This window comes from Mesorhizobium cantuariense, from assembly GCF_042647205.1.
Taxonomy (GTDB): domain Bacteria; phylum Pseudomonadota; class Alphaproteobacteria; order Rhizobiales; family Rhizobiaceae; genus Mesorhizobium; species Mesorhizobium cantuariense.
Window position 1 is genome coordinate 2,268,784 of sequence record NZ_JBHRVD010000001.1, and the last position, 15,025, is coordinate 2,283,808.

The following is a 15,025-nucleotide window of genomic DNA, read 5'->3' on the forward strand; positions in this document are numbered from 1 at the left end:
ATTGGCGGGGCACATGTTTCCGCCAGCCGGCGATCTCAGCCGGTTTGCACGCCCGACCTTGTACCCCTGGCCGCCAGGATGCTGATCAGCTGATGCGAATGTGACGAAGCAGCTAGCGCTACCACTTCTCGGGCCGGTTCGCGCTTCAGCGCCTGCGCCAGGCAGTGGATGCCGCCGCCCGTCTTCGAAATCTCGCTCATGTCGACGGCCGCGACCTCGGATCCGCGCCTCGAACTGGCCGGCCCGAGATTGGCGCGATCAGCCCGTTAGAGCAGTACCTTGAATGATCATCGTGGCGAGGCTGCCGCGATGGCCGCCTGCAGCAGTACCCGCGCGCCGGTAACGGCGTAGGCAGGCTCCACATATTCCGCCTCGTTGTGGCTCAGCCCGTCACGGCACGGCACAAAAATCATCGCGGCGGGCGCCACCCGTGCGAGGAACAGCGCGTCATGGAATGCGCCCGATATCATCTGCTTGTGCGGCAGCCGCAGGGAATTGACGGCCTCCTCAAGGGTTTTGACCATATCGGGAGAGAATGCCGCCCCGGGCATGTCGAACGACCGCCTGATCATTACAGTGCAATGCTGAGCCTCTGCCTCCGCTGCGCAGACCTGGCGCAACTCGGCTTCGATGGCATCGAGCCGCTCTACCTGCGGATGTCTGATGTCGACGGCGAAGACCACGGACTGCGGTATGGCGTTGATCGATCCAGGCTTGGCGGTGACCCGGCCTACCGTCAGCCTTGCGCTGCTGTCGAACGGCATGATCGTCGTCTGCAGCCTGTGCATTGCGGCAACGGCGGCGACCATTGGATCCCTGCGGTAGGCAAGGCCGGTTGTACCGGCGTGACCGGCAGCGCCCTCGATGGAAATTTCCAGCCAGCGCGTGCCTTGCACGGCGGTGACGATACCGATCGGCAACCGCTCCTTTTCCAGCGATGGGCCCTGTTCGATATGGAGCTCGATATAGCCGGAGATCGGCATGCCCAGGGGGCGAAGGGTTGCCTCCGGCAAGGCGGAGATCGTTGCCCCAAGCTCCCCTGCGAGGGACGCACCGTCGCTGCCGACTATGGACTGCCATGCGGAAATATCGGCTCCAGTGAAGGCCATGGAGCCCATAACACCCGGCGCGAACCGGCTGCCCTCTTCATTGGCCCAGGCGACGACCTCGATCGGCATTCGAGTTTCGGCCTTCGCGTCCTCCACGGCTTCGAGTGTCTCGAAGGCGGAAAGCGTGCCGAGCGCTCCGTCGAAGCGCCCCCCGGTCGGCTGGCTGTCGAGGTGGCTGCCGATTAGCAGCGGCGGCAGCGTGGCATCCGTGCCCTCGCGGCGGATGAAGAGGTTCGCCATGGCATCCTGAAAGACCGCGAAACCGCGCTCGATAGCCAATTCCGCCAGCAGGCGCCGGGCGCTGCGATCCTCAAGGCTGAACGCCTGTCGGTTTACGCCACCGGCTGGCGTCGCGCCGATCCGGGCGAAGGCATCGAGTCGGCCCAGCAGCCGCTCGCCGTCGATCTCCGGCACCAAAGTCACCGCTTGAGGCCTCGGATAAAGGCGCTCACTCGTTGAGGGTCGACCTGGTTCCACCACACGCCATCGTGCTTAAGCGAACTGGCGACAATGACGCCGTCGACGATGTGGAGGATATCGTTGGCGTTGTCGGGCGTCACCCCGCTGCCGACAAGGGTCGGCAGTCCGGCGGCGTCCTTGATCATCCTTATATAACCGAGATCGGCGGCGTGGCCGGTGCGTTGGCCGGTGGCGATCACCACGTCGGCATCGAAGAACACCAGGTCCTTGACCTGTTCCTCGACCGGCCGGTCGCCAACAATCGCATGGGCGCCATGCTTGACATGCGCATCAGCGAAGATGCGGATGCCGTTGGCCCGAAGCCTGGCGCGGAAGCGCATGGCACGCGCCGCTTCGCCTTCGATAAAGCCCTCATTGGCGACATAGGCGTTGGCCCATTGATTGACGCGGACGAAGGAAGCACCGGAGGCACTTGCGATCGACAGCGCGGGAATGGAAGCATTGGCAAGCACATTGATTCCGATCGGCCGGCCGAGTTCCCTTCGGATCCGGTCTGAGACGACGGACATGTAGGCGGAAGTCTCGGGCCCGATATCATCGGGCTTGGCAAACGGAACGTCGCCATGGTTCTCGACGATCACGCCATCGCAACCGCCATGCAAATAGGCTTTTGCGTCGTCGAGGCCACGTTGATAGATAGCCTCGACCGCTTCGCCATTGTAGCGCGGCGCACCTGGTAGAGGTGCCAGATGAATGACGCCGATCACCACCTTGCTTCTGCCAAAGATCGACTGCAGCGCATCACTCGTCACTTGGCCGACCGGTTTGGGGGATTTTGTCATGCGGTTTGCGCTTCCGTCGTTTCCATGAGCAGTTTCATCTCGCGCCTGTCAGGGCACGAGCCGAGCGTCCCGGCGCATCCAACCGAGATGGCCGCGGCGCGAACCGCGATCCGCGCTGCCGCGGCGAGGTCCATGCCGGCCGCAAGGCAGCCGGCGAGGCAACCGCAAAAGACATCGCCCGCGCCGCTGGTATCCACCACAGCCACCCTCGGCGCCACGAGCCGGTCGACCCGTCCTTTGCCATCGGCGACTAGGCAGCCAACCGCGCCAAGCGTCACGATAGCGGTGTCTGCGCCTTGACGGATTAGTTCGCGGGCTGCCGCGTCAGGATCGCTTATTCCAGTCAGTTGCTCCGCTTCGCCTGCGTTGGCGATGGCCAGGCTGACGTCGCTCAAACTCGGTGTATGGCCGGCCGCAAGCGGGCTTGGATTGAAGACCGTCATCGCTCCCGCGCTGCGCGCCAGCTTTAGGCAAGCGGTCGTTACATCCGGATCCAGATTACCCTGAACCACCACGATGTCGCCGCGTTCGACCGATCGGATAAAACCGCTGGCGGCCAGGGGATCGAAGGCGGCGGCGCAACTGGCGCCGGTGACGATGAGGTTCTCGCCCCGCGCGTCGACCAGGATCGTCGACCGGTCGCTGGGCAGTGGCAGCATCGTCAGATGGCTGGCATCGAGATCGCGGCTCAACTGGTCTGTGATCCAGGCTCCGGCGGCATCGTTGCCGATCGCCGCATGGAAGCGGACATCGGCTCCCGTGCGGACCGCGGCCACCGCCTGGTTCGCACCCTTGCCGCCAAGTCCGTCGGCATGATCCGATGCGTTCAGCGTCTCGCCCGCTGCCGGAAACCGGTCCAGCCGAAACGTCGTATCGACGCAGACATTGCCGACGACATGGACGCGCATCGCTAATCCCTGGCCGTTGCCCAGCCCAGCATCTGTTCGAACAGTGTCTTGTAGCCATTCCAGGCGATGAAGCCCGCCGGCAGCCAATGCGGGCCGACATCCGAGGTCCAGGCGACGGTGCGGCCCTGACCATATTTGCCGGTCACCAGCAGCGGCAGCGAACGGTAGTCGGAAGACACCGTGGCGAGAACTTCCGCGCCGTCCTTGACCGTGACTTCGTTGAAGCCGAGCAAGATCGGCCAATCCTTGCCGAGGCCCTTGAGGATCGGGTGGTTCTGCGGGCCGACAACGACCGGCGCATAGCCTTCCGGAACCTCGACACGGTCGTCCACGGGCAGGCAGGTGACCGGCAGAACGTCCTCGACCGGCGTCTTGTGATAGCGCGCGCCGCCATTGATGCCCTGGAAGCTATAATAGCCGCCGAACATCAACAGGCCGCCGCCATTGCCGACATAGTCGCGCAACAGGCGCAGCCGGTTCGGCGTCGGTTTGGAGTGGATCCAGGTGTCCGGGTGGAGCAACAGCGTGTTGGCACCAAGATCGGAAAGCACGACCGCGTCATAAGCCGAAAGCGTTTCCATGGTTTGCGGGAAATTCCGCTGCGCCTCATGCGCCGGCATGAAGGTGACGTCGAACGGACTGTCCTTCAGCGCCGCCAGCAGTTCATCGGCTCCGGTGTGATAAGTCACGGTCGGAAACTGGTCGAAGCCCTTGATGTGGGTCGCGGTCGAGACCCAGGACTCGCCTGCGAGAAGAACCTTCTTCCTGGACATGTAGTCTTCCTATCTTGTTTGGAGCCGCTGCTCAGAGGCCCTCGGCGAACACAGTCTTTGGATTGTCGACGAGCATCGTGTCGATTGCCGACTGCTCGACACCATGGCGTTTCAGTCTCGGCACGAAATGCTTGAGAATGAAGCCGTAGCCGAACCCGCCGAAGCGGGTCAGCATGATCTTGAGAAAGACGTCCTGCGACAGCAGAATCCGGTCGAGCAGCCCCATGTCGATCAACGAGCGGATCGCCCGTGCGTTCTGCTCGTCGGACGGCGACTGCGCATCCTGGTCGGCATAATAGAAATCCATGCCGATCATGTCATATTCCAGGAAGGCGCCGCGCGCGGCGAGGCTTTTCTGGTAGGCAAGGTCGTTGTGGCTCGGGTTCATGTGGCAAAGCACCGTGTGTCGGAGATCGGCGCCTTCCGCCTCGACCACGTCGAGCACGTCATGCGCCAGCCGCTCCCAGCCGGGGAGATGAATGGTCAGCGGCACGCCGGTGATCTTGGCCGCGCGAGCCGAAGCCCGCAGTGACTTGCGTTCCTCGTCGGTGAAATCCTTGCTGACACCGACCTCGCCGATGATGCCGGCCATGATTTCGGGCTGCGTTGACCCGCCGCCGACATCGTTGACGAGGAATTCGGTGACTTCGTCGACGTCCATCGCCTTCAGCCAGCCGGGGTGGGTGTGCTGCAGGTAGAAGCCCGTGCCCATGACGATCCGCAATCCCGAGGCGCGCGCGATGCGCGCCAGCTTCACCGGATCGCGGCCAATGCCGATATTGGTCGCATCGACCACGGTATGCCCGCCGAGCGCCCGGTATTTCGCCAGCTCCGAAAGCGCCAGGTCGCTGTCGTCGAGCGAGACGTTGTCGCGATTCATGTAAGGGTTCATCCGCAACTCACCGATGATCTCCATGCTGACCGGCTGCTCGGCGATCTTCTTCTCGCCGGGATGACAGGGGCATTTCCACGATGTCGCGCCATCAAGCAGGATATGCTCGTGCATCAGCGTCACGCCCATGTCGGCGATCGCGACCGGGCCGGCAACGGTCATCACGGTGCCGGAGCGAACACCGATCGGCGCCCGTTCCCTTGGCTTCTCGTCGAACAGATGATTCATGTCAGCGGCTCCGCGTTGCGCCCTTGAACAGGCGGAAATTCAGCCAGATGGCAACGAGGATGATTGTGCCGGTGACGATCGGCGTCAGGAAGGGCGACATGTGCGCCAGGATCAGGCCGTTGCCGATAACCGCAACGGTCAACGCGCCGAGCACGGTGCCGATGATCGTGCCGCGCCCGCCGAACAGGCTGGTGCCGCCAAGCACCACGGCGGCAATGACATCGAGCTCGAAACCCTGGCCGGAATTCGACGAGCCGGAACCGAGCCGGGCGGCAAGAACAATGCCGGCCACTGCCGCCGCCGTGCCCGACAGGACATAGACGAACAACGTCATGAAGCGCGTATCCACACCGGCGCGGCGCACGGCTTCAGCATTGGCCCCGATGCCGGTGACATAGCGGCCGAACGGGGTCTGGTTGAACGCGAGATAGGCGACTATCAGGACGACAAGGGCGAGCAGTGCCGGTACCGGCACACCGAGAAACCAGGCCCTGCCGATGTTGACGAAGAAGCTGGTCGGCTCAACCGGGATCGAATAGCCGCCGGTGATCAGCAACGCCACGCCGCGGATGATGGACAGCCCGGCAAGTGTGACAATGAAGGCCGGTATCCGCTCATAGGCGATGAAGAAGCCCTGCAAAGCACCGATCGCCGCGCCGAGCGCCAGCATGGCCAGGACGACGAGCGGCCACGGCAGGCCGGACTGTAGCAAGACAGCCGACAGCGTCGCCGTCAGCGCCAGCACGGATCCGACCGAAAGGTCGATGCCGCCAGTGGTGATGACGAAGGTCATGGCTGCCGCCACGATCAGCAGCGGCGCCGACTGGCGCACGATGTTGAGCAGATTGGGTGTCGTTAGGAAGGAGCCGGTGGTCAGCGAGAAGACCACGCATACGACGAGGAAGAACAGCGCAATCGAGACGACACTGCCATTGGCTGTCGCCACATCCTTCCATGTGCCGTTGTGGGCGCGTTTGGGCGGAGAGGCGCTGATATCCTTAGGCGATGACGTCACGTTCATGGCTGCGCTGCCTCATCACGGCTGGCGCGGGCGGAACGCGCCGTGAATTTACGGCCGACTATGAGGTTGACGACCTCTTCGATGCTGGTGTCCCCGATCTTGCGTTCGGCAACATTGCGGCCCTCATACATGACCTGGATGCGGTCGCAGACCAGGAACAGATCCTGCAGCCGATGGGTGATGAGGATGACGCCCACGCCGCGGGCGCTGACGGCTCGGATGAGCTCCAGAACCGCCTCGACCTCCGCCACAGCAAGGGCCGCCGTCGGTTCGTCCATGATCAGCACCGACGGATCGAAGGAGGCGGCGCGGCCGATGGCAATCGACTGGCGCTGCCCACCGGAGAGGTTTTCGACCTTCAGCCTGGTATCGGTGATGACGATGCCGAGCCGCTCGAGCATCTCACGCGTCTGGTCATGCATGCGCTTGTTGTCAAGAAAGGGGACGCCGAGAACGCGGCGGCGCGGCTCGCGGCCGAGGAACAGATTGCCTGCCACATCCACCGTGTCGCAGAGCGAAAGGTCCTGATAGACCATCTCCACACGTGCGGCGCGGGCATCGGCCGGTGAGGAAAAAAAGACAGCCTCGCCGTCGATCTCGATGCTGCCGGAATCCGGAATGACCGCACCGGACAGAACCTTGCTCAGGGTGGATTTGCCGGCGCCATTATCGCCGACCAAGCCGAGCACCTCGCCAGGCTTCAGGTTCAGCGAAACATCGTCCAGCGTCTGGATAGGGCCGTACCGTTTGGAAATACCGGTCATCCTGACGCGGTAGGTCTCGCCATCGCTCATCATGGTTCCAGTTCTGAAGGCAACAAGTTCAATCGGTCGCCGGGCCGTGCAGACGACCATCAGATCATTGCGCGGCCCGGCGGTCTGGGGAGGATACTACTTGAACATGTCCTTGAACTGGTCGACATTTTCCTTGGTCACGATGGTGATTGGAACATTGATGATCGGATCGATCTTCTCACCCTTCTTGAGCTTGCCGAAGGCTTCGATAGCGGCCTTGCCTTCACCAGCCGGGTCCTGCTGGACGACGGCGATCACCCAGCCCTCTTCGAGACCTTGCACAGCCGACTTGGTCAGATCCCAGCCGAACACCTTGACGTCGCCGGTGCGACCCTGGCTGGTGACGGCGGAAACCGCGCCGAGCAGAGCCGGCTCGCCGGTCGCATAAAGCGTCGTCATGTCGGCATTGGCGGTCATAAGGTTCTCGGAGGCGGACAGGGCTACGTCCTGCACGTTCTGGCCGTCGACCGTGTCGAGGAAGGTGACCTTCTGGCCGCTGTCGGTAACGGCCTTCTTGAAGCCGTCGAGGCGCTGGTTCTGGATGAACGAATTGAGCGCGCCGACGACGCCGATCTTGGCGGTGCCGTTCAGCTTTGTCTTGACGTATTCGGCGTAGAACTTGCCGATATCCTCGCCGGCCTTGGTGTTGTCGACGCCGACGAAAGCGACGTTGTCGCCATTCGGGATCTGCGCATCGATGGCGATGACCGGAATGCCCGCGGCCTTGGCCGCGGTGATCGCCGGCTTCACACCGTTGACATCGATGGCGACAAGAATGATGCCGTCGACCTTCTGGGTGATGTAGTTCTCGATCGCGTCATTCTGCGCGCTCGGTACATTGTTGGCGTTGAAGATGACGAGGTCGACGCCGGCAGCCTTTGCAGCCGCCGTTGCACCGTCATTGATCTGGTTGAAAAAGAGCGCCTGCTGGTTGATGGTGACGAGCGCATAGGTCTCGGCCATTGCGGAGGCGGAGCCGAGGGCGAGGGTCATGGCGACGGCTGCGGCGCAGCCTGAAAGGATCTTGGTAAGACGCATTCCGGTTCCCCTTGGTTTTGCGGAAAAGGCCCTTGATCGGGCTCACCTGGCGCCTGAGCGCAGGGGTATAATTCAAGATACTTGATTTCTTGTCAAGTGACTTGAATTAGCGCCAACGAAAGGAAATGGGGATGCGCCGGATCAGAATGTTGCCGGGGTGTTCACCCAGAAAATGCTGGCACGTTCATTGCCGACATTGCGGTACCAGTGCGGCAGTTCAGAGTTGAAGACGAAGGAATCACCGGCGGACAGGCGAAACGTTTTTTCGCCGACCATCAATTCGATCGCGCCTTCCAGGAGATAGCCGACTTCCTCGCCGGCATGCTGGATCGGGCCGGCGCTCTCACCGCCCGCCTCGATATGATGGATGTTGCACTGCAGGAGATGGCCGGGCGAATACGGTATGACACGCTCGAGCGAAATACCTTCGCCGCGCCGAAGCGGATCGAGCGCGATCAGCGGCCGCGATCCGGCTCGAAAGACGATGCCTTCCTCGCCATCGGACTCCTCAAACATCCAGCCAATATTCGTGCCAAGCACCTCGACAAGCCGGTGAAGCATGGGAAGCGAGGGCGAGACCTTGCCGTTCTCGACCTTGGAAAGCAGGCTTTCAGAGCAGTTGGCGGCGGCAGCGAGCGCCTTCAAGGTCAGGCCGTGAGTCTGCCGCGAGAGCTTCAACCTTGTGCCGAGCCGCAAAAGGCTGGTGGCGGCCGAGCGCTCGTCGCTTCCCTTGTTGTTGTGGGTATCGATCTTGTTCATTGGGGCGCGCGAACATCTCCGCTGGTTGGGCTGACTCGTAAAACCGATCCTGGGCGTTGTCCATCCTGTGAAAAATGGAGGAATGCGCTGGATCGGAATCAAGAACCCGTCCATGGCAAGCGCCGCGCCCGCAATTCAATACTCGCGAATGGGCTTCGCCCCTCAGGCCGGTTCGCGCTTCAGTGCCTGTGCCATGCAGTGGATGCCGCCACCAGTCTTCGAAATCTCGCTCATATCGACGGCCGCGACCTCGAAACCGCGCGCCTTGAGCTGGCCGATCAGCGTCTGGCTGGAGGTCGGCGCGATCACCCGGTCCTTGCCGAGCGACATGAAGTTGCAGCCGAGCGCCATCGTGTCCTGGAACGGCACGTCGATGATTTCGTGGCCTTTGCCCTTCAGCCAGTCGACGATGCCGGGTTCGGTGCAGGCGAGGCAGACGGCGGTCAGTTTTTCGGCGATCGGCACCACCATCAGGTCGATATGGACATAGTACTCGTCGATGAAGGCGATGCGGGTTTCCCAACCTTCCTTGTCGAACCAGGCCTGCACCTGGCGGGCACCTTCCTCCTGCGTACGGGCGCCGCCGCAGCCGATCAGCACGACGCCATCCTCGATGACGTTGAAGTCGCCGCCCTCGAACGTACCCGCCGTGACCATGTCGTAGATAGGGATGCCGAGTTTTTCGTAGGTGCGGATTGCGGCGTAGTTCTCGCCGCGCCGCCACCAGTTGGCCATTGCGGTGATGAAGGCGCCATAGGGCGTCATGACGCTGGAATCACGGGAATAGACCTGCATCGGCAGTTCCGGCGCCGGCTCATGCCAGTGGATGTTGACGCCGAAATGCTCGTAGGCGGCGACTAGGTCCTTGTGCTGCGCCTGCGCGATCTGGACGTTGCAGGGCGCCTCGCGCAGATGCTTTCGCGACAGCGAACTGGTCGACAGATGACGCAGGAAATTGGGCGAGCCGAGCAGGACGTCGGTCAGGACGTCGGTCTCGTTGGCGAAGCCCCAGGCGGTCAGCGGCTTGGTGCCGCCGGCCGGGTTGCGGCGCTGCAGCGAAAACGGCTCGGCGACAATGCGGTCATGAACGGTCATGGGGTTCTCCTCGTGATCAGATCGGCGGTCATTTGGCTTGGGGAATGCTCGGTATCCACCAATCGCGTCCGCGCGGGGTGGTGACATATTCAGGCCAGCGAAAATGGATAGGCGGCTCGTAGTCGCAGAGCGGCGCGATCCAGTTCGAGCCGCCGATTCCGCCGCCGGTGCGGGCGACGAATTCATTCATCGCCGCATCGCGGGCGGTCTGGTCTTCCAGCAGGCGGAGCGCGGCGAGCGCGATCGTGCGGGAGGCGCAGGCCACCATCGGGTCGATGGTGGCGGGAATGCCGCCCAGCGCGTTCATCACCCAGGCTGGATAGGGATAGCCGGTCTCCGAACGCAGCGCCGGGCGGGCGACATAGAAGCGCGCCGTCGGCGTATGCCAGCTCATGTCGGTGTAATCGTCGGAGGTCGAATTGACCTGCGAGGGCGGCAGATCGCGGCGCAGGATCGCTTCCGCCGCCTGTGGTTCGATCAGCCGCTCAAGCTCGTCGATGAACGGCTCGTCGCTCGCCATGCGCCCGGCATTCACCTGGATCTCGCGCGCGACTGCCTTGGCGTCCTCGTCCCAGCGCGGCGGCCCGACGGTCGACAGCGCTTCATAGGCGATCTCGGCCATGGCATGGTTGGCAAGTCCCGGTCGTGACTTCGACACCCAATGCCGCTCGGTGCGGCAACCACTCATCGCTGCTGCCGCCTCGGCATTGCGATCGAGCACCGCGGTGACCTGCTCGGCCATCGCCAGCGTAGGCACGCGGATCATGTACTGGATCTCGGTCAGCCCCGCCGGCAAATTGTCGGCGGTCGCCTGACCGGCGGTGAGGATCGCCTCGCTGATTGACCAGCCGCCCTGATGCGGCAGCATGGAATCACGCAGAGCCTTGGAGGCCATGTACATCATCAACAGCGCGTCGTTGGCGCCGGGCGCGCGCGCCGCCGAATGCGCTTGCGGAATGGGTGCTGCACCCGCCGCCCGCGCCCAGCGTTCCGGTTGGTCGCAGATGAAGCGATAGATCATCGCGTAAGCCGCGCCGCAATGCGTGTCCCAGCGCGCCGTGTTGCAGAGCGGCAGCATGTAGAAGGGATGGAAGGAGATCATGCCGGCAAGGCCGTCATAATAGCCCTTGGCGGCATGGATCGGCTTTGACCCGCGCACCTTTTCCGCCGGCTCGCCGGTGAAGCGCAGCGTGCCTGATATGCCGTGGCGCTGCATAGCCGCTTTGGTCGCCAGCAGCCCGCCGAGGCTCGAAATGCCCAGCCCGGAATGCGGGTCGGTATGACCACCGGCATGTTCGGAGAGGCCTGGGCGCGGACGCTTGACCGTCGCAGCATCCTGGCAATTGCCCGGTACCGCGTCGTATTCGGCGTACATGCCGATGGTCGGGCCGGGACCGTTGGTCCAATGAGCACAGAAGGCGGTAGGCATGCCGCCGGAACCTTCTTCGACGGAGAAGCCTTCGCGCTTCAGCCGCTCCACGTACCAGGCGGCGGATTGATACTCGCGCCATGCGGTCTCGCCGAAGTCGAAAATGGTGCGCGTCCACGCCGACAGCAACGGCTGGATGCCGTCGAGGCAGGCAAGCGCGGTTGCTTGCGCGGAGGTGGTGGCCGCTTTCTCCATGGCCGGAGAAGAAAGCAGTGAAGCGGCTCGCCAAAAAGTGATATGTTTTCCCGGTTCGTGCAAATTCGGTTCACCTGAGGCTTCTTGCGCATACCATCGACACAAGCGCTGCGCGCGCTCGACAGCTTTGCCCGCCACGGCAGCGTCTGGCGCGCCGCCGATGAGTTGCACCTGACCCGCAGCGCTGTCAGCCACCAGCTTCGCCTGCTCGAGCGCGACCTCGGCTTCGACCTGCTCGAACGCATCGGCAAGGGCGTGGCGCTGACGCCGCGCGGCCAGCGCTACGCGAGTGACGTACGCAAGGCGTTGACGGTGCTGGGCGACGCTGTGACGCGCCATGCCGGCACCGGCGTTGGCGGCTCGTTCAGCGTCAGCTGCACGCCGGGCTTCGCCTCGTTGTTCCTGTGCACCCATATCGGCGAGTTCCGGCAGATGTACCCCGATGTCGCGCTGCGCATCCTGACGCCGCGGCGGCTCGACGATGTAAGCAATGCCGAGGCCGATGCCTTCATCGCCTTTGGTGTAGGCAACTGGCCGAACCGGGCGGTCGAGCTTCTGTGCGAGATTTCGTTCACGCCGTTGTGCAGTCCGACGCTGCTCAACAAGGTTGGTGGATTCTCGAAGCCAGTCGATGTTTTGCGCGCCAACCTCCTGCATCTTGGCGACACCGAGGATTGGGCGCGCTGGCTGGCGCTATCGAAGGTCGAGAACCCTGATCCGGAGGGCGGCATCTTCTTTTCGGACATGAACCTGGTCTTTTCGGCGGCGATTGCCGGCCAGGGCATCGCCATGGGCGACGAATTGACCAGCCGCCGGGCGCTGAGCGAGGGCCGGCTGGTCAGGCCGTTCGACATCGCGATCAAGTCGCCGCGCTCCTATTTCCTGGTCTCCGAACACGCCAAGGCTTCGCATCCAGTGCTGGAAGCGTTCGCAGGATGGCTGCGGTCGAAACTCTCGGAGGTCAGCTGATCTCCCCCCTCGAGGGGGAGATGGCCGGCAGGCCAGAGGGGGTCGCTTCGACTGGGCTCGGCCTTGTCTGACTTTTCAAAGAAAGAGGAAGTTGGCGCTTCACGCGAGACGACCCCCTCTGTCGCCTTCGGCGACATCTCCCCCTCAAGGGGGGAGATTAACTCCCAGACGTGAATCAAATTTGCCGATCACGCGAAAACTATTCGGTTGCGGTGAGCCGGCACCCTGCCTACGATTTCGACAAGCGTTAGGGAAAGGGCAGTATGCAGCAACCCGGCCGTGCCGCAGAGATCAAGGCAATCGGGATCGGCAAGAGCTTCGGCTCGTTCCGTGCGCTGGACAATCTGTCGCTCGATATCGGCCGTGGCGAGTTCCTGACCCTGCTCGGGCCATCCGGTTCGGGCAAGACCACCTTCCTGATGATCCTTGCCGGCTTCGTGCAGCCGACCGAAGGCCGGCTGTTCAGCGACGGCGTCGACATCACCGACCGGCCGGCCGAGCAGCGCGCCGCCGGCATGGTGTTCCAGGGCTACGCGCTGTTCCCGCATATGAGCGTCGAAGCCAACATCGCCTTTCCACTCAAGGTGCGCAAGAAATCGACCGCCGACATCAAGCGCCGTGTCGGCGAGATGATCGAGCGCGTAGGCCTCAAGGGCCACGAGAAAAAACTGCCGGCGCAGCTGTCAGGCGGTCAGCAGCAGCGCGTGGCGCTGGCGCGCGCGCTGGTGTTCGAACCGGGCGTTCTGTTGCTCGATGAGCCGTTCTCCGCGCTCGACAAGGGCCTGCGCGGCCAGATGCAGGCCGAGATGAAGCGGCTGCACCAGGAGACCGGCACCACCTTCGTCTTCGTCACCCATGACCAGAGCGAGGCACTGGCGCTGTCGTCGCGCGTCGCCATCTTCAACCATGGCAAACTGCTGCAGGTCGGAGCGCCCGACGAGGTCTACGACCGGCCGGACAACCGCTTCGTCGCCGAGTTCCTCGGCGAGATCAACATGTTGCCGCTGAAGGGCGTCGAGCCCGCCGACAATGGCTCGACCGGCCTCTGCGAAGACCGCACGGTCTCCATGCGCTGCAAGGCCGAGGCGGTGCGCGGAGATGCAATCCTGGCGATCCGGCCTGAATACATGTCGATATCAGGCGAAGCGGCAGCCGGCGAAAACGGCATCGCTGCGACAGCGACAAACTCCACCTATCTCGGCGCGGCAACGCGGCTTGACCTGACGACACGGCAAGGCGCCAAGGTCACGGTCTCGGTGCCCAACGAGGTGGCCGCCGCCGCCCTTAGCAAGGGCAATTCCGTCTGGCTCACCTGGCCGGCGGAAAAGGGTTTCCTCCTTCCGCGTGGAGGACAATGACGAACGGTGTGGAGACACGCGCTTACCGCTTTCCGGTACTATCAATGACAAAAAAAGGGGAACTGACATGACACATGACACCAAGAAACAAGCCATCGAGAACCTGTCCGCCAGGGCAGGTCGCGGCGAGATCTCGCGCCGGCAATTCACGCAGCTGGCGGCACTCGTGCTGGCCGGCACACCGATGCTGCTGCGCTCAACCGGTGCCTTTGCGCAGGCCAAGGAACTGGTGCTGGTCAACTGGGGCGGCGACGCCATCACGGCTTACGATGCCGCCTACGGCCAAGCCTTCACCAAGGAAACCGGCATCACCGTCAAGATGGACGGTTCGGGTCCGACCGAAGGCGCCATCGCCGCGCAGTTCAAGAGCGGCGCGCCGACCTGGGACCTCGTCGACGTCGACCCGTTCTCGGCCATCACGCTCGGCGCCCAAGGGGCTCTCGAGCCGATCGACTATGCGATCGTCGACAAGAAGAAGATGCGCGAGGGCTTTGGCTGGGAATACGCCGCCTCGACCTATTTCTTCTCCTATGTCATCGCTTACGACTCCGAGAAGTATGGCAAGGACGCGCCGACCGGCATGGCCGATTTCTTCGACGTGAAGAAATTCCCCGGCAAGCGCTCGCTCTACAAATGGGGCGTGTCGAGCTGGGAGGCCGCACTGCTGGCCGACGGCATCGCGCCGGCCTCGCTCTATCCGCTCGACCTGAAGCGCGCGCATGACAAGATCGCCGCCTTCAAGGAGAACGTCGTTGCCTATTGGGGCGGCGGCGCCGAAAGCCAGAGCGTGCTGCTCAATGGCGAGGCCTCGATGGCGATCGTCTGGTCGACGCGCGCCTCGCTGATCGAGCAGGACTCGGGCGGCAAGGTCAAGTTCATCTGGGACCAGGGCCTGATCTCGCCCGGTGCGCTCGCCGTGCTCAAGGGCAACCCCGGCGGCAAGGACGCGGCGATGAAGTTCATCGCCAGCGCCCAGGATCCGCAAAAGCAGCTGGTCATGTTCGACAAGCTTGGCCAGGGTCCTGCAAACCCGGCCGCCGACGCGCTGATCCCCGCCGACAAGAAGCGCATCAACCCGGTCGATCCCGAGAACATGAAGAAGCAGATCGCGCTCGACATGGACTGGTACGCCAAGAATTACGGGCCGGCGCTCGACGAATACACCAAGATCATCTCGGCCTGACCAGGGCCGGGA

General features: G+C 63.3%; 14 protein-coding genes and 1 pseudogene. 3 read left to right on the forward strand and 12 right to left on the reverse strand.

Annotated features, from left to right (window positions below):
• Nucleotides 1-131: 131 nt before the first annotated feature.
• From ACFOJ9_RS10435 to ACFOJ9_RS10490, 12 genes and pseudogenes are all read right to left on the reverse strand, one after another.
• Nucleotides 132-227 (reverse strand): annotated as a pseudogene (locus ACFOJ9_RS10435) (dimethylarginine dimethylaminohydrolase family protein); the annotation flags it as partial.
• Nucleotides 228-287: 60 nt separating this feature from the next.
• A complete protein-coding gene (locus ACFOJ9_RS10440) occupies nt 288-1,532 on the reverse strand; it encodes a Zn-dependent hydrolase (RefSeq protein WP_378978801.1) in 1,245 nt (414 codons plus the stop codon).
• Complete coding sequence (locus ACFOJ9_RS10445; protein ID WP_378978802.1) at nt 1,529-2,371, reverse strand: BtpA/SgcQ family protein; 843 nt, start codon at nt 2,369-2,371, stop codon at nt 1,529-1,531. The genes ACFOJ9_RS10440 and ACFOJ9_RS10445 overlap by 4 nt, the downstream gene beginning before the upstream one ends.
• Complete coding sequence (locus tag ACFOJ9_RS10450) at nt 2,368-3,279, reverse strand: ribokinase (protein WP_378978803.1); 912 nt, start codon at nt 3,277-3,279, stop codon at nt 2,368-2,370. Before ACFOJ9_RS10450 ends, ACFOJ9_RS10445 begins: the two co-directional genes overlap by 4 nt.
• A 2-nt stretch (nt 3,280-3,281) precedes the next feature.
• Nucleotides 3,282-4,052, reverse strand: a complete 771-nt coding sequence (locus ACFOJ9_RS10455; protein WP_378978804.1) for a glutamine amidotransferase — start codon at nt 4,050-4,052, stop codon at nt 3,282-3,284.
• A 31-nt stretch (nt 4,053-4,083) separates the two neighbouring features.
• Complete coding sequence (locus ACFOJ9_RS10460) at nt 4,084-5,172, reverse strand: phosphotriesterase family protein (RefSeq protein WP_378978805.1); 1,089 nt, start codon at nt 5,170-5,172, stop codon at nt 4,084-4,086.
• Between the two features lies 1 nt (nt 5,173).
• Nucleotides 5,174-6,193, reverse strand: a complete 1,020-nt coding sequence (locus ACFOJ9_RS10465; protein WP_378978806.1) for an ABC transporter permease — start codon at nt 6,191-6,193, stop codon at nt 5,174-5,176.
• Nucleotides 6,190-6,990 carry an ATP-binding cassette domain-containing protein gene (locus tag ACFOJ9_RS10470; RefSeq protein WP_378978807.1) on the reverse strand — a complete coding sequence of 267 codons (801 nt, stop codon included), beginning with the start codon at nt 6,988-6,990 and terminating at the stop codon, nt 6,190-6,192. Before ACFOJ9_RS10470 ends, ACFOJ9_RS10465 begins: the two co-directional genes overlap by 4 nt.
• Before the next feature lie 93 nt (nt 6,991-7,083).
• Entirely contained in the window at nt 7,084-8,025 is a 942-nt protein-coding gene (locus ACFOJ9_RS10475) for an ABC transporter substrate-binding protein (protein WP_378978808.1), read from the reverse strand.
• A gap of 141 nt (nt 8,026-8,166) precedes the next feature.
• On the reverse strand, nt 8,167-8,784 hold the full coding sequence (locus tag ACFOJ9_RS10480; RefSeq protein ID WP_378978809.1) for a cupin domain-containing protein: 618 nt from the start codon (nt 8,782-8,784) through the stop codon (nt 8,167-8,169).
• Between the two features lie 162 nt (nt 8,785-8,946).
• Nucleotides 8,947-9,879 (reverse strand): dimethylarginine dimethylaminohydrolase family protein, encoded by a 933-nt coding sequence (locus tag ACFOJ9_RS10485; RefSeq protein WP_378978810.1) that lies wholly within the window; start codon nt 9,877-9,879, stop codon nt 8,947-8,949.
• Nucleotides 9,880-9,907: 28 nt separating this feature from the next.
• Nucleotides 9,908-11,503, reverse strand: a complete 1,596-nt coding sequence (locus ACFOJ9_RS10490) for an amidohydrolase (protein ID WP_378978811.1) — start codon at nt 11,501-11,503, stop codon at nt 9,908-9,910.
• Between the two features lie 84 nt (nt 11,504-11,587).
• Between ACFOJ9_RS10490 and ACFOJ9_RS10495 the strand changes: the two genes are divergently transcribed.
• The 3 genes from ACFOJ9_RS10495 to ACFOJ9_RS10505 all read left to right on the forward strand — a co-directional run bounded on the left by ACFOJ9_RS10495 (nt 11,588) and on the right by ACFOJ9_RS10505 (nt 15,013).
• A complete protein-coding gene (locus tag ACFOJ9_RS10495; protein ID WP_378978812.1) occupies nt 11,588-12,472 on the forward strand; it encodes a LysR substrate-binding domain-containing protein in 885 nt (294 codons plus the stop codon).
• Between the two features lie 263 nt (nt 12,473-12,735).
• Nucleotides 12,736-13,830, forward strand: a complete 1,095-nt coding sequence (locus ACFOJ9_RS10500) for an ABC transporter ATP-binding protein (protein WP_378978813.1) — start codon at nt 12,736-12,738, stop codon at nt 13,828-13,830.
• 67 nt (nt 13,831-13,897) lie between these two features.
• Nucleotides 13,898-15,013, forward strand: coding sequence for an ABC transporter substrate-binding protein (locus ACFOJ9_RS10505; RefSeq protein WP_378978814.1), 1,116 nt, complete (start codon nt 13,898-13,900; stop codon nt 15,011-15,013).
• Nucleotides 15,014-15,025 lie beyond the last annotated feature (12 nt).

What these genes read in the sequence shown, in the direction of transcription:
- ACFOJ9_RS10505 (WP_378978814.1), top strand. Translation starts at nt 13,898, where the DNA reads ATGACACATGACACCAAGAAACAAGCCATCGAGAACCTGTCCGCCAGG.
- ACFOJ9_RS10450 (WP_378978803.1), bottom strand. Translation starts at nt 3,279, where the DNA reads ATGCGCGTCCATGTCGTCGGCAATGTCTGCGTCGATACGACGTTTCGG.
- ACFOJ9_RS10485 (WP_378978810.1), bottom strand. Translation starts at nt 9,879, where the DNA reads ATGACCGTTCATGACCGCATTGTCGCCGAGCCGTTTTCGCTGCAGCGC.
- ACFOJ9_RS10465 (WP_378978806.1), bottom strand. Translation starts at nt 6,193, where the DNA reads ATGAACGTGACGTCATCGCCTAAGGATATCAGCGCCTCTCCGCCCAAA.
- ACFOJ9_RS10460 (WP_378978805.1), bottom strand. Translation starts at nt 5,172, where the DNA reads ATGAATCATCTGTTCGACGAGAAGCCAAGGGAACGGGCGCCGATCGGT.
- ACFOJ9_RS10475 (WP_378978808.1), bottom strand. Translation starts at nt 8,025, where the DNA reads ATGCGTCTTACCAAGATCCTTTCAGGCTGCGCCGCAGCCGTCGCCATG.
- ACFOJ9_RS10455 (WP_378978804.1), bottom strand. Translation starts at nt 4,052, where the DNA reads ATGTCCAGGAAGAAGGTTCTTCTCGCAGGCGAGTCCTGGGTCTCGACC.
- ACFOJ9_RS10500 (WP_378978813.1), top strand. Translation starts at nt 12,736, where the DNA reads ATGCAGCAACCCGGCCGTGCCGCAGAGATCAAGGCAATCGGGATCGGC.
- ACFOJ9_RS10470 (WP_378978807.1), bottom strand. Translation starts at nt 6,990, where the DNA reads ATGATGAGCGATGGCGAGACCTACCGCGTCAGGATGACCGGTATTTCC.
- ACFOJ9_RS10480 (WP_378978809.1), bottom strand. Translation starts at nt 8,784, where the DNA reads ATGAACAAGATCGATACCCACAACAACAAGGGAAGCGACGAGCGCTCG.
- ACFOJ9_RS10445 (WP_378978802.1), bottom strand. Translation starts at nt 2,371, where the DNA reads ATGACAAAATCCCCCAAACCGGTCGGCCAAGTGACGAGTGATGCGCTG.
- ACFOJ9_RS10490 (WP_378978811.1), bottom strand. Translation starts at nt 11,503, where the DNA reads ATGGAGAAAGCGGCCACCACCTCCGCGCAAGCAACCGCGCTTGCCTGC.